This window comes from Bacillus siamensis KCTC 13613 (assembly GCF_000262045.1).
Taxonomy (GTDB): Bacteria; Bacillota; Bacilli; order Bacillales; family Bacillaceae; genus Bacillus; species Bacillus siamensis.
Genome location: NZ_AJVF01000039.1, coordinates 703,446 through 723,590, shown reverse-complemented (window position 1 = coordinate 723,590; position 20,145 = coordinate 703,446). Strand labels below are relative to the sequence as shown.

The following is a 20,145-nucleotide window of genomic DNA, read 5'->3' as shown; positions in this document are numbered from 1 at the left end:
GCTTATTTTCCCCCTTTTTTCTGCTTGTCCAGCTGCTTTCTGAGATTGTCGAGACCCTTTTTATGAATATTGGAAATGTTCTGCCGTGACTCCCCCAGAGACTCGGCAATCTCCTTCATTGTCGCTCCGTGAAGGTAAATATTCGTCAGCACGCTTTTTTGTTTATCGGTTAACGTCTGGAGCGCTTCGTATAAATCCCTGTTTTGGACATGCTGGCTCAAATCCCCCTGCTGCCGCAGAAACTCTTCATACGTGTCTTTTCCCATTTCATAGGGAAGCGCTTCACCTCCTTCCGGCTGATCCACCGTAAGCGGATAGCGCTTCTGATTTTTACGGATGCGCTTGTCAAAGTCGATGGAGAAAATCCGGATCATAGAATTCATATATTTGATGATCCGGATTTCCTTATAAAACTGCTTAAAATGTTCGTCCAGTGATTTTGCATCCTTCTCGTCTGAATGTTCGAGCACATTTTTAAATTTCTCGTAATGCTTAGGGTCACTCAAGAAATGTTTGACGATCGGATGTTTCATGATTTCCTTGCATTTTGACCGTAAAAGAACTTGATAGTCCATAAAACCGCCTCCTATTTAAATTAAATGAAAGAAAGCAAAAAAAAGTAAACTACTCCTTTCCGACTAAGGTTTCACACTCCTTATGTCCCGGTTTTGCCGGAACAAAAAAAGACTCTCGCCCGGATATCAGGTTTACAAGAGCAGCACGTTCTTTCACTTATATACATGACTGCAGGTCAAGTCAGGAGGTGGCTGGTGATGGATCAGGTTTTTATAGAAGAAGTTGTCAGACAGATCGGCAATCTCGGCTTTCCGGCTCTGATTGCCATGTATCTTCTCACACGGTTTGAGAAGAAGTTTGACGCCCTGATCGAGCTGATGGCGGAGCTGAAAGACCAGAAAATGAAAAATTAATTTTCACACGAAGTTGACTTTTCATCAGGACGCATCACTTAACAAAGCAGAAGGGAAAACGAAAGGCCTTTCACATTCTCTTTCTGAAAACCAAAGCTTGAGAGGAGACGATTTACATGTCAAAAGAAAACAACTGCAATATCCCGCAGCCGATCAGAGGAGACAAAGGAGCGACCGTCACGATACCGCGCAACCTGGAAAGAGACCGCCAAAATCCGGATATGCTGACGCCGCCGGAAACGGATCACGGCACGGTGGATAATATGAAATTCTCTTTCTCAGATGTGCATAACCGGCTGGAAAAGGGCGGATACGCGCGTGAGGTAACCGTCCGCGAGCTGCCGATTTCTAAAAATCTCGCATCTGTCAACATGCGTTTAAAACCGGGCGCCATCCGTGAGCTGCATTGGCATAAAGAAGCGGAATGGGCATATATGCTGACGGGCAAAGCGCGGGTCACAATTGTTGATGAACAGGGACGCAGTTTTATTGATGACGTGAAAGAAGGAGATCTGTGGTATTTCCCATCAGGCCTGCCGCACTCCATTCAGGCGCTGAAAGAAGGCTGTGAATTCCTTTTAGTCTTTGATGACGGTTCATTCTCAGAAAACAGCACGTTCCAAGTAACTGACTGGCTTGCCCACACACCGCTTGATGTCATCGCCAGCAACTTCGGGGTTTCAGAAAAAGACCTTGCCGGACTGCCGGGGAAAGAAAAATATATCTTTGAAGAACCTGTTCCCGGCAAGCTGAAAGATGACATTGTGGAAGGACCGAACGGCGAGGTGCCTTACCCGTTCACCTACCGTCTGCTGGATGAAGGTCCGACTGCTGAAACGGACGGCGGCAAAGTATATATTGCGGATTCCACAAATTTCAAAGTGTCCAAAACGATCGCTTCAGCGCTTGTCGTGGTCGAACCGGGCGCAATGAGAGAGCTGCACTGGCATCCGAATACACATGAATGGCAGTATTATATTTCCGGTAAAGGACGAATGACGGTGTTTGCTTCGGACGGCCATGCGAGAACTTTCAACTATCAGGCCGGAGATGTCGGCTACGTTCCGTTCGCCATGGGCCATTATGTAGAGAATCTGGGGGATGAGCCGCTCGTCTTCTTGGAAATCTTCAAGGATGACCACTACGCCGACGTGTCTCTGAACCAATGGCTCGCCATGCTTCCTGAGAAATTCGTCCAGCAGCATCTGGATCTGGGCAAAGACTTTACGGATATTCTTTCGAAAGAGAAACACCCTGTCGTCAAAAAGAAATGCTGAAGACACACACCGACTTGCAGAGTCCGTCTCTGCAAGTCTCCTCTGTGTAAAAAGGAGCTGAGCAGATGATCAATCAAAACGGGCCGAAATTGTTTTTTCTCCAGGTGCTCAGGTATGCCCTGGCAGCGGCCGCCGTATTATTCGGGTATTTCATCGTGATGATGACCGTTTTTTCATTAGCCGGGACGAGCTACGGATCAATGGCGTACGTCCTGCTTTTTTCCGTGCTTTTTATTCTTCTCGGTTTATGTTTTGAACCGCTTGAGCGGCTGATGATACATAGCTTTACTTTTTTTAGGACGGGCAGGCTGCCTTTTCTTCTTTTAGCCAGCACCGTTCAGCTGCTGTTCCTCTGGATGACTGCGTATACGACGGATAAAATGATTGAAAAGATTTGGCTGTCAACGACCGAGGAGCTGATTGTGGCGGGGGTTTTTTTCGTTTTGGATAAATGCGTCTCCGGGCAAAAGCAGCCCCGGGCGCAATAAAAAAACGCAGACCGAAATGGTTCTGCGTTTTTACCGTCATACCGTGGCATTTTCATGCCGGATTAAATCATATGTCAAGCAGACGGGTTTGTTCGTGCGCGGATCTTTAACGATCTGTGCGTCAATCTGAAACACGTCTTTCAATATGCCGGGCGTCATGACTTCCTCCGCCGTCCCTTCCTTGATGACGCGCCCTTTTTTCAGCGCAATCATATAATGGGAAAAACGGGCGGCATGGTTCAGATCATGAATAACCATTAAAATCGTGCGCCCCTGCTCTTTGTTTAATTTGTCCAGCAGCTGCAGAATTTCAAGCTGATGGGCGAGATCTAAATAAGTGGTCGGTTCATCAAGAAGCAGCAGCTCCGTTTCCTGAGCGAGCGCCATGGCGATCCACACACGCTGCCGCTGTCCTCCGGAAAGCGCTTCGATCGGCCGGTCGTAAAATTCGGCCATCCCCGTCTCTTCAAGCGCCCACTTGATCATATCACGGTCTTTATCACTCAAGCGGCCCATTCCGGACTGATGCGGAAACCTGCCGTAAGAAACAAGTTCGTATACCGTCAGCCCGCTCGGCGCTTCAGGCGTCTGCGGAAGGATGGCCATTTCCTTGGCGATGTCCTTCGTGGATTTTTGCATGATCGCCTGTCCGTTTAAATAAACGGCGCCGGATTTCGGTTTCATGATTCTTGACATCGTCTTAAGAACCGTCGATTTTCCGCATCCGTTTGGGCCGATCAGCGTTGTAATTTTTCCTTTCGGTATGGCGATGTCCAATTCTTTCGCTATCAGACGGTCTCCATAACCGACAGTAAGCTGTTCCGCCGATAATGAGTTCATCGCGGCAGTCTCCTTCCTCTATTTCGTTTTCATCAGCAAATAGACAAAATACGGCGCTCCGAGCACGGAAATCACCAAGCCGACCGGAACCTCGGACGGCGCAAGCACATTTCTCGCCAGCGTATCAGCGAGCAGAAATAAAAATGCGCCGATTAAAGCCGAAACCGGAATAAGCGTTTGATGGCGCGGCCCGGTAAGCCTTCTGGCCAAATGCGGGGCAATCAATCCGAGAAAAGCGATTCCGCCGGCTGCCGCAACACATGACGCGGCCAAGGCGGCAGCTGAAAACAGCAGAATGCGCCGTTCCTTTTCGACCCGGGTGCCGAGTCCCGCCGCCAGCTGGTCACCGAGCTGGAGCACGTTTAAATACCTCGCTTTATAGAGGCTGAACGGCAAAAGAACCAGCAGCCACGGCAAAATGGACAGCACCATTTTCCAATTGGCATTCCAAATCGAACCGGAAATCCATACAAGCGCCTGCATGAAGTCCCGCGGGTCCATTTTCAGCTGAAAAATCAAGAGAAGCGCATTAAACCCCGCATTAACGCCGATCCCGACCAAAATGAGCCGGACAGGCGAAACACCTTTTTTCCAAGCGAGCACATAGATGAGCAGTACAGCCAGAAAAGCCCCCGCCAAAGCGCTCACCGGAAGCAGCCATGTACTGAACATGCTTAAATCAGCAGCGGACCCTTGGAAAAAGAAGATAAACAGAACGACCGCCAAAGACGCTCCGGCGTTGATACCGAGAATGCCCGGCTCCGCCAAGTCATTTTGAGACACGCTTTGAAAAATCGCGCCTGAAACCGCGATTCCGGCCCCGACCAGTAATGACAGCACCATGCGCGGCAGTCTGAATTCAAATAAAACGAGCTGATCCCGGGCATCCCCCTGTCCGAAAAAGACACGTAACGCATCGAAAGGCGCAATCCGGATCACACCCATATTTAAGCTGATAAAAAAGACAATGCATATGAGCAAAAACGTAACGGCTATAACCGCGAGCGGTTTTTTCGATTTCACATTCATTACAGCCCTCTCCTTTCCCTGCGCGCCAAATAAAAGAAAAAGGGAACGCCGATAAGGGCCGTTAAAGCGCCGACCGGTGTTTCAAACGGCGCATTGACGAGTCTTGCCGCAATGTCACTGAAGACTAACAAAACGGCGCCGAATACCGCAGAACAAGGAATAATCCATCTGTAATCTACACCGACTAAAAAACGGGTGATGTGCGGAATCACCAAGCCGATAAAAGAAATGGCTCCGGCGACTGAGACTGAAGCCCCCGTCAAAAGGACAACGACAACCATTCCGATGACTTTCACAAGCGCCGTGTACTGCCCGAGCCCTTTCGCAAGCTCCTCACCCAAGCTCAGCACCGTCACTGAGCGCGCAATCAGAAATGCGAGCAAAAGTCCGATGACGCCGACTGCCAAAAGCAGCTGGACGCCCTCCCATTTCACGGACGCGACTCCTCCGGCATACCAGAACTTCACATCCTGAGCGACATCAAAACGGATCGCAATCGCGCTTGAAAGCCCCGTTAAGAAATAGCCGACCGCCGTACCGGCCAGCGCGAGCTTCACCGGTGTCAGCCCGCCTTTTGAAAACAGGCCGATGCCAAACACAATGAGCGCCCCGATTCCCGCTCCCATAAAGGACCACAAAACAAGCCCAGCGGCAGAGAGCCCCGGAAAAAAAGCAAATGCCAAAGCGATCGCAAATCCCGACCCCGACGTCACGCCCATAATGGAAGGCTCAGCAAGCGGGTTCCGCGTCAGCCCCTGCATGATCGCCCCGGACACAGCTAAAAAAGCCCCGACGAGCGCGGCGGCGGCAGTTCTCGGCAGCCTCAGATCGCGTATGATTTGATGAGATGTATTTTGCGGCTGAAAGTGAAAGAGAGCATCCCACACCGTCCGCAGATGAATATCGGCAGCTCCGATGGAAACAGACAAGGCCGCGCCGATCAATAAAACCGCAATACCGGCACACAGCAGCACAGCCGCCCGGAATGAACGCGCCGTCCACTGGATTTCGCTCCCTGATGCCCCTTGAGCCGTCATTGTCTGCTTCTTTTTTAATAGACCCAACACTCGTTCTTCCTTTCTCAAAACAAGAATGGTAATGATAATGATTATCAATGACTTGTTTCAGTATAGCACTTTTATCTTCTCTTTTAATAGACCTAATTTCATATCATAAAAGAAAGCTTTTCTTTAAAAAGAGCGTGCTTCTCTATAAAAGCAGTGATATAATCACACTGATAATGATTCTCTTTATCACTATTTTTTATGAAAGAAGGAATGTCAGATGTTCCATACATACAAGAAAATCGGCGCTGCGCTGATTGCCGTGCTGCTCATCGCCGCTTTGGCCGCATGCGGAAATTCTTCAGACACGAAAGGCTCTTCTGAAAAAGGAGAAACCGTCACTTATAAAGCCGAAAACGGCAATATTAAAATTCCGAAGCACCCGAAACGTGTCGTCGTCATGGCTGACGGCTACTACGGCGACTTCAAACAGCTCGGCATCAATGTTGTCGGCGCGCCGCAAAACGTATTTAAAAACCCTTATTACAAAGGGAAAACAAACGGTGTGACAAACATCGGCGACGGCACGTCTGTTGAGAAAATCATTGACTTAAAGCCTGATTTAATCGTTGTCTGGACGACACAAGGCGCCGATATTGAAAAACTGGAAAAAATCGCGCCGACCATCGCCATTAAATATGACAAACTCAGCAACATTGATCAATTCAAAGAGTTTGCGAAAATGACAGGCACTGAAGACAAAGCAGACAAATGGCTGGCTGAATGGGATAAGAAAACCGCTGCCGCTAAAACAAAAGTTCAAAAAGCGGTCGGCTCAAAAACCATCTCCATCATGCAGACAAATGGAAAAGACATCTATGTATTCGGTAAAGACTTCGGCCGCGGCGGAAGCATCATTTATGACAAACTCGGGCTGAAAGCCACAAAACTGACGCAGGATAAAGCCATAAATCAAGGGCCGGGCTACGCCAGCATTTCACTTGAAAAACTGCCTGACTTCGCGGGAGACTATATCTTTATGGGGCCATGGCAGGCCGGCGGTGACGACAAAGGCGTGCTTGACAGTTCAATCTGGAAGAATCTCGATGCCGTCAAGCAAAACCATGTCTATCACATTGATCCGATCGGCTTCTATTTCTCAGACCCGATCTCACTCGAAGGCCAGCTCGACTACATCACAAAAAGCTTAACAAAGTAACCCGGGAGCCGCTGTCACAGCGGCTTTTTATGACGCCAAAAACTTGACAAAAAAATTTATTTATGCTATAATTTACATTTTTGGATTAACATGTATAATGAGATTCTCCCGGCCGGAGATTGATGTCAATAACGGAGGATCTTTAATATGAGAGAAAATAAAGCGAGTATGACTTCCCTGCTGTCGGCTTTCGTAAGGGCGTACCACAGTAAATACGACACACCGGTGATATTTGATGATTTCTTGGCACAAGATCTTTTATCTGAAAAAGAGCTGTCGGACATCAGCGATCATTTGATTCAAGGTATATCATTTTTCAGCAAAGACATGGCCCGGAAGCTTCAAGGCAAACCGGATGACATCTTAAAATGGGTGACTCAAGTTCAGCTGTCTCCTACACCGTTAGCCCGTGCGGCGTATTGTGAAGAAGTGCTTTTGAATGAAGTGAAGCTCGGGGCCAAACAGTATGTCATCCTCGGCGCAGGGCTGGATACTTTCTGTTTCAGGCATCCCGAGGTGACAAACAGCACAGACATCTTTGAAGTGGATCTCCGCGCTTCACAGGAAGACAAATTAAACAGATTAACACGTCTTGAGCGCGATATCCCGAGCCGTCTTCATTTTGCGCCGATGGACTTTACGGCTCCGCTTTCTTTCAGCCGTCTGAATCAGGAAGGTTTTTCCCGCCAAAAAACCTTTTTCAGCCTGCTCGGTGTGTCATATTATCTTACGAAAAAGCATCTGGCCCGCCTGCTTACACAATTATTTGCCGAAGTCCCGCCCGGCAGCTCTGTCGTGTTTGATTATGCGGATGAGTCGCTCTTTGAAGAAAAAGGACTGTCAAACAGAGTGGAGAACATGGTGAAAATGGCTGCGGCAGGCGGAGAACCGATGCTGTCGTGTTTCAGCTATAAAGAAATTGAAAAAATGTTAGAATCATCAGGCCTGCTTATTTATGAACATTTATCTCCAGCGGTTATCAATGACCGTTTTTTCAGCGGGCGCGCTGACCATTTAACCGCATTCGAGACCATTCATTATATACACGCCGTCAAAAAGTAATCCGCTGACGCCAAAAAAGACATCCCACAGACGTGAGATGTCTTTTTTTTTATACGGGTTGTCTGTTGTTTGCAAATTTCTTTGAAACGAAAGGATATAACAGCAAACCGACGAAAAACAGTCCGATCCCGAGAATAAAGGTCGTTAAATCGGCCGTTCCCGTAATAATGACGTAAAAAGAATAAATGCAGGCAAGGATGGCGATGAAACCGTCCTTCACTCTTGAACCCTTGATTTCGTCATACGTTTCACCCGTCAGCACGAGCTTCAGGCTGTAAAACGCTGATATGAGATACGGAATCAGGTAAGCGAGTGTCGCCGCCGTTGTTAGAAACGTAAACGCGTCACTGATTGTCCGGGAAATAACCGAAAAGATAAAGATCTGTGACATCACGTTCGTGACGATTAACGACACAACCGGGCTGCCCTGTTTATTCGTTTTTGCAAAAGCGGCGGGAAAGTCTCCTGATTTCGCGGCTTGATACGGAACTTCAGAGCCGAGAAGAATCCAGCCGAGCATTGTCCCGAACAGACAGAGGATCGCCAAAATCGCCATGATGATGCTTCCCGCATTGCCGACGATCGCGTATAATACGTCAACAAACGGTTTTTCCGAGCCGACAAGCTTACCATGCGGAAGCACGCCCATCGTAATCAATGTCACGATGATATAGATGCTGAGCGCAATCAATAAGCCTGTAATGGTGGCGCGTTTCACGTCGCGCTGCGAACGGGCGCGCCCGGATAAGATGACTGCCGATTCAATTCCGACGAACGCCCATAATGTTGAAATCGCCGCATTGTGGACCTGACCGCCAATTCCCTCAACCGTATGAGGACCTGTTTGAACCGGAAAATAAAAATGATCGAAAAACGACGTTTGAAACACAAACAAACCTGCAATGATAAAGAAGATAAATCCTAATACTTTTGAAAACGTCGTAACGAAATTTAATTTACTCGCACCGTTCATGCTGGAGACTAGAATCGTGTGAGTGCCCCATAATAAAACCGTACATACGGCAAACGTCAGCAGCTGGCCAAGTGTAACCGCCTGACCGCCGATTGAAAACATTTCACGCTTATCCGTTAAAATCGGGAAAAAAGAAGTTAAATATCCGGCAAGGCTGGTGATGATCGCCACGTTGCTGATCCAGCTCGCCACCCAGTAGCCCCACACCATCGTGAATCCGGCTGCGTTCCCTTTTTTCCGATCGCTGAACAGCGCTCTCGCATAGCTTTGCGGCCCCGCCGTCAGCTCAGGCTTGCGGATGGATAAGTGACCGAAGACAAGCGCGATCATTAACACACCGGCTCCCGTTAAAAGCCATGCCGATGTAGCGCCGAACGGGCTCGCGATTTTTGCGAGCGTGCTCGGAAGGGAAAAGATGCCCGAGCCTACCATATTTCCTACGACAAATGCCGTTAATAACCAAAAACCCCATTTTTTCGTCTGTTCCATTCCTGTACCTCCTGGTTGTTCATTCGTACGGACCAGACCCCGAGACCATATTTACACACAAAAAAAGCCTGAACAAAAGTCCATGCTTAAAGAAACACACACCCTTGATCTCCGGATAGCCCTCCGCGAAAAAGCACGCGGCAGTCCTGCACTTATTCAGATACAGTCCCAGCATAAAGAAGGATCGGCTTTCTTTACACTTCGGCGCTGATGCCTTTAACACATGTTTTGCGGCCCCTTATCAGCCTGGCATGTGCGACTCATCATCAAGCGCAACCTCTACCTCACCGAGAAAGAGTGAGGATTTTTATCATTCAATTCTACTCAGAGGTTATCAGAGATAAAAAGATCTGTCAAAGGGAAAAATTAGACGGAAAACGGATAGAGCATTCGCCCTACCCGTTTTATATGGTCAGCGGTTGTTTTTTTTCTTTTGAACAGCTTCTTGAAGCGGATCGTCTTTCAGAGCTGCACCGGCGTCCTCAAGCGCACCTTGAATGACGTTTTTGTTTTTATCGCTGTTTTTGCCTTTTTCTTTGTTAAAGAAAGCCATCTGTATCACCTCTTTATCAAATATAGGTACACCTATAATGTGTCTTTTTCCGCGGCAGAATATGCGGAATCCGATCCTCCTTCCTTTTGGCGGAACAGGTAAAGTTTGTTGATCAAACATGCATTCTCTTGATATATTTGTAATTCAGGGGATTTTGGCAAAAATAAAAAGGAGAAGCGAAAAATGACAGGAAAAACACACATCATGGGAGGCATCGCTTCTTGTTCCGCAATTGCGTATTATTACGGGTATGATCCGGTCCTTATGACCTCCGCGGGTGCCCTTGGGGCGCTGATTCCCGATATATGCCATACGAAAAGCAAAATCGGCAGAACGCTGCCCGTTCTGTCCAAAATCGTAAGCACGGTGTTCGGCCACAGAACGTTTACACACAGTCTGCTGTTTATGCTAATTATGTTTTTCATCACGGCAGCCTATATCCCGAATCCAAGCATCTCCGCCGGACTGATGATCGGAATGGCAAGCCACCTTGTGCTTGACGCATGGACCGTCAACGGCATTAAACTGCTGTTTCCGTCAACCATCCGCTTCCGTCTTCCCCTTTATATGAGGACGGGGAGCTTTTCGGAGCAGCTTGTGCTGGCCGGGTTAACGATTGTATCCTGCTATTATTTATACGAATTGGTTCACGGCCGCATCTCTTAAACAAAAAGCGTCTTTCGCTTTTAGGGTGAGGAGTCATACATATGAAGAAATCCTTTTTCAGCAATCATCGGTTTTTATGCCTGTCCATCCTGTTCATGTGGATAAAAACATACGTCGTTTACAAGCTCGGTTTTGATCTGCAGAACAATTCTGTTCTTGAGGAATGTCTGCTTCTCATTAACCCGCTGAGCTTTATTGTGCCGCTGTTCGGCATCGGCCTGCTGCTGACGGAAAAAAAGCAGCGGATCTTTCTGCTTTCGGCGAATGTGATGCTGACGGGGATTTTAATTGCGAATACGGTGTTTTACGGGTTTTATATTGATTTTATCACCATACCGGTTTTGTTTCAGGCAAGCAATATGGGCGATATGGGAAGCAGCGTCCAAGAGCTGTTTCACCCGCTGTATATCGCTTTATTCGCGGATATTGCGGTTCTGTTTTACCTAGCGGGAAAGCATAAAGCCGGTAAGGGAAAAGCGGGCGCCCGGACTGTTAAAGCGTATGCGTGGGCATCAGCCGGCCTCATGCTGTGCAACCTTGCGCTGTCTGAGGCCGAGCAGCCGAAGCTGTTCAGGCATCCTTTTGATCGTGAAGCGCTCGTAAAAGGAATCGGCCTGTTCCACTTTCATTTGTATGACACCATTTCGCAAACGTTGAATGCAGGGGCTAAAGCGTTTGCCGACGAAGACAGTCTCGCGGCGGTCGCGAACTACACCCAAGCCGACTACAGCCGCCCGTCCGATGCAAAATTCGGGCTTGCTAAAGGGCGTAATGTGATTTTTGTCACGCTTGAATCAACACAGCGTTTTGTGATGGATGAACGGGTCAACGGGCGGGAGATTACCCCGTTTATGAATAAGCTGCGGAAAAAAAGCTATGACTTCACTCATTTTTATCAGCAGACCGAACAGGGAAAAACCTCAGATTCAGAATTTATTACTGCGAATTCGCTGTATCCGTCTTCAAGCGGCGCCGTTTTTTTCACAAAAAGCGGCCACCGGTTCAATACGCTGTACCATACGTTAAAAGACCATCGGTACTATTCGGCCGTTCTGCATGCCAATCATAAGGCCTTTTGGAACCGGGATGAGATGTACGGGGCATTCGGCATCGACCGTTTTTTCGACGCGGATGAATTTAAAGTGACACCGGAAAACTCAACGGGCTGGGGCCTGAAGGACAAGGAATTTCTCGAACAGTCAGCGGAAAAATTAAAGAAGCTTCCGCAGCCGTTTTACGCAAGCCTGCTGACTTTGACCAACCATTTTCCTTTTGAAATTGATAAACAGGATCAGCTCATTGAGGAACCGGACACTAGCAGTGATTTGTTAAACCGTTATGTGACGACGGTCCGCTATGAAGATGAGGCGCTAAAACACTTTTTCAACAAGCTGAAAAAAGAAGGGCTGTATGACAACGCGATGATCGTCCTGATGGGAGATCATTACGGCATATCCGAAGCCCACAATAAAGGACTTGCCGAATTCTTGGGAAAAGAAGAAATTACGCCGTTTGATACGGTTCAGCTTCAGCGCGTGCCGTTTATCATTCATATTCCCGGGGTGACCGACCGTGAGCCGGAAACGATCGCTTCCGCCGCGGGACAGGTAGATGTAAGACCGACGCTGCTTCACCTGCTCGGCATTGAAACGAAAGGCAGCATTCAGTTCGGCAATGACCTGTTTTCCAAAGAGCGGACTCCGTTTGCTGTGCTGAGAAACGGCAGCTTTATCACGAATGATCATATTTATACGAAAAATACGTGTTACAACCGCAAAACGGGCGAACCGCTTTCTGACATGGGCGCATGCAGCGATGAGAAAGAAAAAGCGGAACAAGAACTGATGCTCTCCGATAAAATATTAAACGGCGACCTGCTGCGGTTTTACAAACAATAAAAAACCCCTCCGTCATTGGAGGGGTTTTTTATGTTTCATATATGAGCCGACCGGTCATTTTCGTATCATATCCGGATAATTGAGAAAGCTGAGACTTGAATTCCTCGGAATTGAGAATGTCCTGCACGCTTTGAACAAGCTCCCGGTTTTGTTTTAAGACGACCACATCGTACTGCTCCCTGATTACCGGGATAAAATCCGTTCCGGCGATATGCGCCGCATGCTGCGAGCCGATTCCCGCATCCGCTTTTCCTCCCGATACTTGTGAAGCCGCTGACAAATGATCCGTGACAATGTCATGGTAGCCGGCAACCTCAGACGGCGTGATGCCGAATGATCTGAGCTGTTCATCCAGCAGCACCCTCGCGCCTGATCCTTTTTCGCGATTGACGATACGGACATCCTTTCTGCTCAAATCCTGAAAGCCCTGAATGTTCAGCGGATTGCCCTTTTTCACGTATAATCCGGCCTGCCGAAGCACGACATGAAAGAGCGCAAACGGCTCTCCTGAAAGAATGCGCTTCACATACGGGATGTTATACTCCCCCGTCTCCCCATCATACAGATGCAGACTGACGATGTCGCACGCTCCCCGGTACATCTCGATCAAGCTGTTTAAGCTGCCGCTGTACTTGCGAAGCGGGGACGCCTGTATCTTTTGTTCCAGCTGTTTGCTGAGGAGATCCATCGACACATCCTGGCCGCTGATGATAACAGACTGGCTTTTTTCCGGCTCCGGCCTGCGGGGCGGATCAGCGTCCTTGGCTGCTGATGGCTCTTTAGACATCCTCATGTTTGCTTTATATTGTTTCAAGTCCTCTTCATCGACCCTCATCTGTCTTCCGACCCTGTACGCCGAAATGAGTCCTTTTTTTATCAAATCATATACTGTCAGTTTTGAGACCTTTAAAAGGCCCGCAACTTCTTCTATTGTATAGGAAGTGGCTTCTGTCATATTATCACGCTCCGTTTTTATTATAACGGTTCACATATTGAAAAAAAACCGCACCCTCACGTACAATTACGTTATAATTAGTTTTATCTAATGATATTCAGTTATAAGGGGTGCACAATGTTGAAAAAGAAAGCGACACTATTCACAACTGCGGTTATGGCCGTTTTCCTCGCAACTGCGGGCTGCTCATCCGGACAATCGGCCAAAGGCGGACAGAACGAAAAAGTAACGCTGACCGTTTCCGCAGCGGCCAGCGCTCAGGACGCGCTTGAAGAAATCCAAACCAACTACGAAAAATCACATTCAAACGTTGCCATCCAAGACAACTTCGGATCATCAGGCACACTGCAAAAACAAATTTCCCAAGGCGCGGGAGCTGATTTATTCTTCTCGGCAGCCGAAGATAAATTCGAAAAGCTTGTCCATGACGGCGATATCGACAAAAAGGACAGCACGGACCTTTTGAAAAACGATCTGGTCATGATCGTGCCCGAGAAAAACAGCGCACACCTTACACATCTGAATGACCTGAAAAAAGACAGCACGGAAAAAATCGCGCTCGGCACGCCTGAATCCGTTCCGGCCGGGCAATACGCCAAACAGTCATTGACTAAATTATCCCTGTGGGACAAGGTAAAAGATAAAGTCGTCTATGCAAAAGACGTCCGCCAGGTGCTTTCTTATGTTGAAACCGGAAATGTCGATGCCGGGCTTGTCTATAAAACAGACGCTCTCATTTCGAAAAAGGTGAAAATCACCGATGAAGCACCGGCGAAAACACACGATCCGATCGTGTACCCTGTCGGCATCGTCAAAGATACAAAGCACCGTAAAGAAGCAGAAGCGTTTTATCAGTATCTGCAGTCAGATGCAGCGATGAAAGTGTTTAAGAAATATGGATTTACTGCCAAGTAACATTACGGCTTCGGAATTTTTCACCCCAGTCGTATTGTCTTTTGAGGTGGCTTTGGCTTCGGGCATCGCCGTCATCATTCTCGGAACGCTTGCAGGCGCCTGGATGGCGAAAGCGCGATTTCCCGGAAAAACGGCTTTAGAGACTCTGTTTATGCTCCCGCTCGTTCTTCCGCCTACCGTTGTCGGCTTCATCCTCATTATCATTTTCGGGAAACACAGCTTTATCGGCCGGGCGATCGAGCGGATTACTCACCAGCCTGTCATTTTCACGTGGTGGGCCGCGGTAATCGCTTCGGCCATTGTCGCCTTCCCGCTTATGTATCAGTCTGCCAAAACGGGTTTCGCCGCGGTTGATCCTGACATCGAAGGAGCGGCGAAAGTAGACGGAGCCGGCAGATGGCAGGTATTTACCCGCATTTCCGTCCCGCTTGCCTTTCCGTCCCTTTTGACCGGAAGCATTCTCAGTATCGCAAGGGCGCTCGGTGAATTCGGGGCGACTTTAATGTTTGCGGGGAATATCCCGGGCGTCACCCAAACACTGCCAACAGCGATTTACGTCGCGATGGATTCCGGCAATGAAACACTCGCTTGGGTGTGGGTGATCTGTATTATGATGATTTCTTTTCTGATGCTGTTTTTCATCCAACTGAAAAAACCGGCTTGACCGATCCGCCTTCCGACCACATTTCGCCGGGAGGCTTTTTGATTTAAAATTGGATGGTATATAATGAAACAAAAACACACAAAGGGTGCGGTTATGAAAATTAATGTCATTATCGCGGATGATAATTCTTTCATCAGAGAAGGAATGAAAATCATTTTGCATACATATGAGGAATTTACAGTATCGGCAACGCTGGAAAACGGATTAGAGGCGGCAGAGTATTGTAAACACAATCCCGTCGATATCGCCTTATTGGACGTTCGCATGCCGGTGATGAACGGCGTCGAAGCCGCAAAACGGATCGCGGAGGAAACGGATACGAAGCCGATGATCCTGACGACATTTGACGACGACGAGTATATTTTAGAAGCGATTAAAAACGGCGCAAAAGGATATTTATTAAAAAATACCGAGCCGGAACGGATCCGCGATGCGATCAAAAGCGTCTTCAACGGGCACAGCATCCTTCAGGACACCGTGCTGGATAAAATAAAAGACAGCCTTTTCCGGCCGGCGGAAGCCGCGCATCAGATTGATGAAAGCCAGTTTACTGAAAGAGAGCTCAGCATCATGTCGCTTATTGCGAAAGGACTGTCGAACAGAGAAATTTCAAAACAGCTTTTCATTTCTGAAGGGACGACGGCCAATTATATTTCATCTATTTTAGGGAAAACGGGTCTTGAGCACAGAACGCAGATCGCGATTTATTATATCACCGGGAAGGTGGATAACGAGCGTTGAACGGTATGGATTTTTGGATGCTGATGAGCAGACTGATCGTCATTTTTTATACGGCCTTTTTGTTCGTATCGGCCGACCGCCATTACATGCCGTACGCCGTCTTGTTTCTGCTGCTTTATCTGTGTCTGGGCATTGCGGTCTGCATGATCAGGCCGACCGCTTGGAGGCGCGGGATCACCCTCATGACGCTGGCATTGACCGCCTTGCTTTCCGCCGGAGGCCATCCGGCGTTTCTGTTTCTTCTGCCGCCCGCCATTTTTGCCGTTCTTGCCGAATATCCGGTTCACCGCTATGTGTGCTGCCTGCTCGTGTTTTTGCCGTTTTTATTTATCCCGTACGGCGATCTTCCGACGTATACCGTCATGACCTTGTTCTGTCTGGCGATTTTCGTTTTGGCCGCCCGGTCAAACGATCGGCTGAAGACATATGAGGGGCAGTCAGACAGCATGCGGGCAAGCATTGAAAAGCTGACGAAACAGCTGCACAGCAGCACAGAATATATCAAACAATCGGAGTATACCGGCAAACTTGAGGAAAGAAACAGATTGTCCCAAGCCATCCATGACAAAATCGGCCACTCCATGACCGGCGCGCTCATTCAGATGGAAGCGGCGAAGCGGATGCTCGGCTCCCGTCCGGACAAAGCGGCTGAACTGCTTCAAAACGCCATTACGATTTCCAAAGAGGGCATAGAGGATATCCGCATTACGCTGAAAAATATGAAACCGCCCGCTGAACAAATGGGCATTCACCGATTAAGAATATTTATTGATGAATTTTCGGCTAAAAACGGCATGCCGGTTCCGTTTACGCATCAAGGCGATTTGGACAGGCTGACGCAGATGCATTGGAAAGTCATTCAGGAAAACGTAACCGAAGCTTTGACCAATGCGATGAAATACGCCGATGCCGCACAGATTTCCATTGATATTCAAGTGCTGAATAAAGCCGTGAAAGCGGAAGTGAAAGATAACGGAAACGGCGCCGTCCGCTTTAAAAAAGGCCTCGGCATGCTCGGGATGGAAGAACGGGCCGCCGCCCTGCACGGAACCGTCATTTTTGACGGCACGGCGGGTTTTTCCGTCACGACATTACTGCCTATTGAATAAGTGAATGTTTTCATGTGAAAAATATGAGGATTCTCATGTCAAAGGAATGAACAGCTGCACTAACGGCCGTTCATTCTTTTTTTTATAATTAGAGCATCATAAGACATAGAGGTGGAAACATGAACATTTTGGAGCTCAAACAGCTGAGTAAGAAATTCGGCGATTATGCCGCCGTTGACCAAATGTCGCTTGCTGTAAAAGAAGGTGAGATTTTCGGGTTTCTCGGCGCAAACGGAGCCGGAAAAAGCACGGCCATCAACATGATCTCAGGCCTTTTAAAACCTTCTGACGGAGACATTCTGTTTCTCGGAAAAGATATTTTCAAACACAGCAAAGCCGTGAAAATGAATATCGGCATCGTCCCCCAGGACCTCGCCATTTACGAAGAATTAAACGCCTATGAAAATGTGAAGTTCTTCGCCGGGCTGTACGGACTGAGAGGGTCGGTTTTGAAAGAACGGGTCGAGGAAGCCCTGACATTCGTCGGCTTGAGCGATAAACATAAATATCTGCCGAAGCATTTTTCCGGCGGAATGAAACGCCGGCTCAATATCGCCTGCGCCCTTGCCCACCGGCCGAAATTGATCATCATGGATGAACCGACGGTCGGCATTGACCCGCAATCAAGAAATTATATTCTGCAATCAGTGAAAAAGCTGAATGAAATGGGCTGCACGATCATCTACACGAGCCACTACATGGAGGAAGTTGAAGAAATATGCACGCGCATCGCCATCATTGACCACGGGAAAGTCATCGCAGAAGGCACAAAGGAACAGCTGACCTCCATTATCACAGACACAAAGGACGTCATCATTGAGCTGTCATCCGGAAACGGCATCAGCCTCGGCGATATTCAGGATCTTCCCGGCGTCAGAGCCGCCGCACTGGAAGAAAACAGCGTGAAAATCAGCTCTGACACAGGGGTCAACAATTTAAACCGCCTGATCCGGTACTTCATGGACAAAGGAATTGAAATCCGCTCTTTACAAGAACAGGCCCCTGACTTAGAAACGGTTTTTCTCACTCTGACAGGCAGAAGCCTGCGCGACTGACCCAACTGAAAGGAGGATTGCAAATGAATATTCTGCACATCGCCGGGAAAGAAATCAAAATCAGTTTCCGTGACAGACGGACCTTTATTTTCATGCTTGCTTTTCCGATCGTCTTTATGATGATTCTCTCTGCGGCATTATCAAACGCCTTTGATTCAGAAGTGACGGTCGGACACATCAAGGTCGAATATACGGACCAGTCAAACGGACCGCTTTCTCATCATTTTACTGAGTTTATGAAAGCCGCAAAAAAAGAGCATGTCTATTTTCACAAAGCGGATACGGCGGCAAAAGGCAAAAACGACGTTCGTGAAAATCAGGCGGATGCTTTCGTCACTGTCAAAAACAGCGGTTTTCAAGTTTATACAAATGACCGGAGCGGTATGAACGGCACGATCGTCGAAGGCATGCTGACCGCTTTCACCAACCAATACAAAGCAGGTGCCGCCGCATACAAGGCGCATAAGGCACCTTCCGCCGGACAAATAAAAAGCGATTATATGAAGCAGACGTCTTTAAACAAAGCGAAGGAACCGAAAGCGAAAGATTTTTACGCGGTGTCCATGACGACGATGATCGGGCTGTACGCCTCGATTTTTGCAAGCACCTTGTTCCGCGGGGAAAGAATACGCCACACAGCCGATCGCCTGATTGCCGCTCCGCTCCGGAAAAGCGATATCTTTCTCGGAAAGATGCTCGGCATTATGGCTGTGAACGTACTGACAATCCTTGCCGTTGTCGCCTTCAGCAAATTTATTTTAAAAGCCGATTGGGGCAGCCACATGGGACTTGTGCTTTTGATTCTCGCCTCTGAAATTCTTTTGGCCGTCAGCTTCGGGCTCAGCCTGAGCTATTTGACCAAAAAACCAGAAAGCGCCAGATTAATCACCGTCATCATCGTTCAAGTGATGGCCATTATCGGCGGCGCCTATTATAAATATGAAGGCGGAGGAATTTCCTCCCTGTCGCCCTTATCCTGGATCAATAAGGCGATTAACAACATCATATACGCAAATGACGTATCGGCCGCCTGGCCCGCAATTGGTTTAAACACAACATTAGCGGCGCTCTTTTTGCTGATTGCCGCGGTTACGTTTCAAAGACGGGAGGGACTGTAAAATGAAAAACTTCTGGTGGCTGTTTATACACACGCTCAAAGGAATCACAAAAAGCAAAAAACAGCTCATTCTTTATATCGGGGCTCCGCTGATCGGCGTCTTTCTCTCCTTCATGTCCAATGCCAACGGCGGAGCCGAAACGCTCAATATCGGCATTCTCAATCAAGACGGCGGTGAAGTAGCACAGGATACGGTCACGTTTTTAAAAGGACTGGATCATGTGAAAGTTTCGGAGGAAACGGCTGCATCAGCCTCATCCAAGATCGCATCGGGAAAAATGGAAGCGCTGGTTACGTTTGAAAAAGGCTTTTCCCAAAGTGTAAAAGACGGAAAACCGGCTCACATCGGCATGACCTCGCTGAAAGGCGCCCAGGTCACCGGATATGTCAGCTCTTATCTGTACAATTATATAAACAGCGCCGCCTCAATCGGCAAATCTTCCGGCGGAGATGAGAAAGCCTTTCAGGCGATGTACGCCGATTTCAAGCATTCTCCGATTCAAACGGAGTCCGCTGTTTTACAAGATACTTCGAATCATAAAGAGATGACTTACTCAGTCATCGGGTATCTCATTATCATTATGCTCTATTCCGCCGGCAACCTGACGGAACTGATGATTAAAGAAAGAGAAAACAGAACGTACTACAGACTTCTGTCAACGCCGATCACGTCAAAGCAGTATGTATTGGCAAACGCGGCGGTGAATATCATTATCATGGCCGTCCAAATTCTATTCGCCGTTCTCTTTATGGGCGCCGCTTTTCATATTCATCCGTCATTCCCGCTGTGGCAGCTGTTCGTTCTGATGATGCTGTTTGCATTAAGCGCAATCGGGATCGCCTTTATTGCCGTCGGTTTTTCTAACAGCAGCGCTTCGGCATCGGCGCTTTTGAATTTGATCGTCGTGCCGACATGCTTGCTCGCCGGCTGCTTTTTTCCGGGCAATATTATGCCGAAAACAGTGCAGACAATCGCCGAATTTCTGCCTCAGCGCTGGGTGCTTGATACGGTAGATCAATTGCAGCACGGCCGCACGCTCCAAAGCCTGACGCTGAACATCATCATTTTGGGAGCCTTCGCCGCCGCCCTGTTATTAATAGCCGCATACAGATTCAGCGTAAAACGGCAGACACAGACATTTATGTAAAGAAAAACAGCCCC

21 protein-coding genes and 1 riboswitch are annotated in these 20,145 nt (G+C 48.2%); of the genes, 14 read left to right on the top strand and 7 right to left on the bottom strand.

Features of this window, described 5'->3' with window-relative positions; all coding sequences use genetic code 11:
• Positions 1 to 2: 2 nt before the first annotated feature.
• The gene (locus Y79_RS0112355; RefSeq protein ID WP_155816748.1) at positions 3 to 533 is read right to left on the bottom strand and encodes a sigma-70 family RNA polymerase sigma factor; all 531 of its coding nucleotides are present in this window, start codon (positions 531 to 533) and stop codon (positions 3 to 5) included.
• A gap of 240 nt (positions 534 to 773) precedes the next feature.
• Between Y79_RS0112355 and Y79_RS1000000120900 the strand changes: the two genes are divergently transcribed.
• The 3 genes from Y79_RS1000000120900 to Y79_RS0112340 all read left to right on the top strand — a co-directional run bounded on the left by Y79_RS1000000120900 (position 774) and on the right by Y79_RS0112340 (position 2,694).
• Positions 774 to 929 carry a YvrJ family protein gene (locus Y79_RS1000000120900; RefSeq protein WP_016937956.1) on the top strand — a complete coding sequence of 52 codons (156 nt, stop codon included), beginning with the start codon at positions 774 to 776 and terminating at the stop codon, positions 927 to 929.
• 116 nt (positions 930 to 1,045) lie between these two features.
• Positions 1,046 to 2,206 carry an oxalate decarboxylase family bicupin gene (locus Y79_RS0112345; protein ID WP_016937955.1) on the top strand — a complete coding sequence of 387 codons (1,161 nt, stop codon included), beginning with the start codon at positions 1,046 to 1,048 and terminating at the stop codon, positions 2,204 to 2,206.
• Between the two features lie 65 nt (positions 2,207 to 2,271).
• Positions 2,272 to 2,694 carry a regulatory YrvL family protein gene (locus Y79_RS0112340; RefSeq protein ID WP_016937954.1) on the top strand — a complete coding sequence of 141 codons (423 nt, stop codon included), beginning with the start codon at positions 2,272 to 2,274 and terminating at the stop codon, positions 2,692 to 2,694.
• A gap of 36 nt (positions 2,695 to 2,730) precedes the next feature.
• Here the strand turns inward: Y79_RS0112340 and Y79_RS0112335 are convergent, their stop codons facing one another.
• Genes Y79_RS0112335 through Y79_RS0112325 form a run of 3 tightly spaced genes read right to left on the bottom strand, consistent with a single transcriptional unit; the run spans position 2,731 to position 5,600 of the window.
• Positions 2,731 to 3,534 (bottom strand): ABC transporter ATP-binding protein, encoded by an 804-nt coding sequence (locus Y79_RS0112335; protein WP_012118422.1) that lies wholly within the window; start codon positions 3,532 to 3,534, stop codon positions 2,731 to 2,733.
• 18 nt (positions 3,535 to 3,552) lie between these two features.
• Entirely contained in the window at positions 3,553 to 4,563 is a 1,011-nt protein-coding gene (locus tag Y79_RS0112330; RefSeq protein ID WP_016937953.1) for a FecCD family ABC transporter permease, read from the bottom strand.
• Entirely contained in the window at positions 4,563 to 5,600 is a 1,038-nt protein-coding gene (locus Y79_RS0112325) for a FecCD family ABC transporter permease (protein WP_173363133.1), read from the bottom strand. The genes Y79_RS0112330 and Y79_RS0112325 overlap by 1 nt, the downstream gene beginning before the upstream one ends.
• A 247-nt stretch (positions 5,601 to 5,847) precedes the next feature.
• Between Y79_RS0112325 and Y79_RS0112320 the strand changes: the two genes are divergently transcribed.
• Positions 5,848 to 6,786, top strand: coding sequence for an iron-hydroxamate ABC transporter substrate-binding protein (locus tag Y79_RS0112320; protein WP_016937951.1), 939 nt, complete (start codon positions 5,848 to 5,850; stop codon positions 6,784 to 6,786).
• Positions 6,787 to 6,933: 147 nt separating this feature from the next.
• On the top strand, positions 6,934 to 7,848 hold the full coding sequence (locus tag Y79_RS0112315; protein WP_016937950.1) for a class I SAM-dependent methyltransferase: 915 nt from the start codon (positions 6,934 to 6,936) through the stop codon (positions 7,846 to 7,848).
• Positions 7,849 to 7,897: 49 nt separating this feature from the next.
• On the opposite strand, the gene Y79_RS0112310 is transcribed toward Y79_RS0112315, so the two are convergent.
• A complete protein-coding gene (locus Y79_RS0112310; RefSeq protein ID WP_016937949.1) occupies positions 7,898 to 9,310 on the bottom strand; it encodes an amino acid permease in 1,413 nt (470 codons plus the stop codon).
• 108 nt (positions 9,311 to 9,418) lie between these two features.
• A riboswitch (Lysine riboswitch) is annotated at positions 9,419 to 9,600 on the bottom strand.
• A 122-nt stretch (positions 9,601 to 9,722) separates the two neighbouring features.
• Positions 9,723 to 9,863, bottom strand: a complete 141-nt coding sequence (gene sspJ / locus Y79_RS0112305; RefSeq protein WP_007410034.1) for a small acid-soluble spore protein SspJ — start codon at positions 9,861 to 9,863, stop codon at positions 9,723 to 9,725.
• Positions 9,864 to 10,046: 183 nt separating this feature from the next.
• Between sspJ and Y79_RS0112295 the strand changes: the two genes are divergently transcribed.
• On the top strand, positions 10,047 to 10,529 hold the full coding sequence (locus Y79_RS0112295) for a metal-dependent hydrolase (protein WP_016937948.1): 483 nt from the start codon (positions 10,047 to 10,049) through the stop codon (positions 10,527 to 10,529).
• A gap of 41 nt (positions 10,530 to 10,570) precedes the next feature.
• Positions 10,571 to 12,427, top strand: a complete 1,857-nt coding sequence (locus Y79_RS0112290; protein WP_016937947.1) for an LTA synthase family protein — start codon at positions 10,571 to 10,573, stop codon at positions 12,425 to 12,427.
• Between the two features lie 28 nt (positions 12,428 to 12,455).
• On the opposite strand, the gene Y79_RS0112285 is transcribed toward Y79_RS0112290, so the two are convergent.
• Positions 12,456 to 13,382 (bottom strand): substrate-binding domain-containing protein, encoded by a 927-nt coding sequence (locus tag Y79_RS0112285; protein WP_016937946.1) that lies wholly within the window; start codon positions 13,380 to 13,382, stop codon positions 12,456 to 12,458.
• Positions 13,383 to 13,499: 117 nt separating this feature from the next.
• Between Y79_RS0112285 and modA the strand changes: the two genes are divergently transcribed.
• The 7 genes from modA (at position 13,500) to Y79_RS0112250 (ending at position 20,131) form a co-directional block, all read left to right on the top strand.
• Complete coding sequence (modA, locus tag Y79_RS0112280) at positions 13,500 to 14,297, top strand: molybdate ABC transporter substrate-binding protein (protein WP_016937945.1); 798 nt, start codon at positions 13,500 to 13,502, stop codon at positions 14,295 to 14,297.
• Positions 14,278 to 14,961 carry a molybdate ABC transporter permease subunit gene (modB, locus tag Y79_RS0112275; RefSeq protein WP_016937944.1) on the top strand — a complete coding sequence of 228 codons (684 nt, stop codon included), beginning with the start codon at positions 14,278 to 14,280 and terminating at the stop codon, positions 14,959 to 14,961. Before modA ends, modB begins: the two co-directional genes overlap by 20 nt.
• A 93-nt stretch (positions 14,962 to 15,054) precedes the next feature.
• A complete protein-coding gene (locus Y79_RS0112270; RefSeq protein WP_029575311.1) occupies positions 15,055 to 15,702 on the top strand; it encodes a response regulator transcription factor in 648 nt (215 codons plus the stop codon).
• A 5-nt stretch (positions 15,703 to 15,707) separates the two neighbouring features.
• Positions 15,708 to 16,811, top strand: coding sequence for a sensor histidine kinase (locus Y79_RS0112265; RefSeq protein WP_029575310.1), 1,104 nt, complete (start codon positions 15,708 to 15,710; stop codon positions 16,809 to 16,811).
• Positions 16,812 to 16,930: 119 nt separating this feature from the next.
• Positions 16,931 to 17,866 carry an ABC transporter ATP-binding protein gene (locus Y79_RS0112260; RefSeq protein ID WP_016937941.1) on the top strand — a complete coding sequence of 312 codons (936 nt, stop codon included), beginning with the start codon at positions 16,931 to 16,933 and terminating at the stop codon, positions 17,864 to 17,866.
• A 23-nt stretch (positions 17,867 to 17,889) separates the two neighbouring features.
• A complete protein-coding gene (locus tag Y79_RS0112255) occupies positions 17,890 to 18,984 on the top strand; it encodes an ABC transporter permease (protein WP_016937940.1) in 1,095 nt (364 codons plus the stop codon).
• Between the two features lies 1 nt (position 18,985).
• On the top strand, positions 18,986 to 20,131 hold the full coding sequence (locus Y79_RS0112250) for an ABC transporter permease (RefSeq protein ID WP_016937939.1): 1,146 nt from the start codon (positions 18,986 to 18,988) through the stop codon (positions 20,129 to 20,131).
• Positions 20,132 to 20,145: the final 14 nt, after the last annotated feature.

Excerpts from the sequence above, each read along its gene's own strand:
- Y79_RS0112355 (WP_155816748.1), bottom strand. The coding sequence starts at position 533 with ATGAAACATCCGATCGTCAAACATTTCTTGAGTGACCCTAAGCATTAC.
- Y79_RS1000000120900 (WP_016937956.1), top strand. The coding sequence starts at position 774 with ATGGATCAGGTTTTTATAGAAGAAGTTGTCAGACAGATCGGCAATCTC.
- Y79_RS0112345 (WP_016937955.1), top strand. The coding sequence starts at position 1,046 with ATGTCAAAAGAAAACAACTGCAATATCCCGCAGCCGATCAGAGGAGAC.
- Y79_RS0112340 (WP_016937954.1), top strand. The coding sequence starts at position 2,272 with ATGATCAATCAAAACGGGCCGAAATTGTTTTTTCTCCAGGTGCTCAGG.
- Y79_RS0112335 (WP_012118422.1), bottom strand. The coding sequence starts at position 3,534 with ATGAACTCATTATCGGCGGAACAGCTTACTGTCGGTTATGGAGACCGT.
- Y79_RS0112330 (WP_016937953.1), bottom strand. The coding sequence starts at position 4,563 with ATGAATGTGAAATCGAAAAAACCGCTCGCGGTTATAGCCGTTACGTTT.
- Y79_RS0112325 (WP_173363133.1), bottom strand. The coding sequence starts at position 5,600 with ATGACGGCTCAAGGGGCATCAGGGAGCGAAATCCAGTGGACGGCGCGT.
- Y79_RS0112320 (WP_016937951.1), top strand. The coding sequence starts at position 5,848 with ATGTTCCATACATACAAGAAAATCGGCGCTGCGCTGATTGCCGTGCTG.
- Y79_RS0112315 (WP_016937950.1), top strand. The coding sequence starts at position 6,934 with ATGAGAGAAAATAAAGCGAGTATGACTTCCCTGCTGTCGGCTTTCGTA.
- Y79_RS0112310 (WP_016937949.1), bottom strand. The coding sequence starts at position 9,310 with ATGGAACAGACGAAAAAATGGGGTTTTTGGTTATTAACGGCATTTGTC.
- sspJ (WP_007410034.1), bottom strand. The coding sequence starts at position 9,863 with ATGGCTTTCTTTAACAAAGAAAAAGGCAAAAACAGCGATAAAAACAAA.
- Y79_RS0112295 (WP_016937948.1), top strand. The coding sequence starts at position 10,047 with ATGACAGGAAAAACACACATCATGGGAGGCATCGCTTCTTGTTCCGCA.
- Y79_RS0112290 (WP_016937947.1), top strand. The coding sequence starts at position 10,571 with ATGAAGAAATCCTTTTTCAGCAATCATCGGTTTTTATGCCTGTCCATC.
- Y79_RS0112285 (WP_016937946.1), bottom strand. The coding sequence starts at position 13,382 with ATGACAGAAGCCACTTCCTATACAATAGAAGAAGTTGCGGGCCTTTTA.
- modA (WP_016937945.1), top strand. The coding sequence starts at position 13,500 with ATGTTGAAAAAGAAAGCGACACTATTCACAACTGCGGTTATGGCCGTT.
- modB (WP_016937944.1), top strand. The coding sequence starts at position 14,278 with ATGGATTTACTGCCAAGTAACATTACGGCTTCGGAATTTTTCACCCCA.
- Y79_RS0112270 (WP_029575311.1), top strand. The coding sequence starts at position 15,055 with ATGAAAATTAATGTCATTATCGCGGATGATAATTCTTTCATCAGAGAA.
- Y79_RS0112265 (WP_029575310.1), top strand. The coding sequence starts at position 15,708 with ATGGATTTTTGGATGCTGATGAGCAGACTGATCGTCATTTTTTATACG.
- Y79_RS0112260 (WP_016937941.1), top strand. The coding sequence starts at position 16,931 with ATGAACATTTTGGAGCTCAAACAGCTGAGTAAGAAATTCGGCGATTAT.
- Y79_RS0112255 (WP_016937940.1), top strand. The coding sequence starts at position 17,890 with ATGAATATTCTGCACATCGCCGGGAAAGAAATCAAAATCAGTTTCCGT.
- Y79_RS0112250 (WP_016937939.1), top strand. The coding sequence starts at position 18,986 with ATGAAAAACTTCTGGTGGCTGTTTATACACACGCTCAAAGGAATCACA.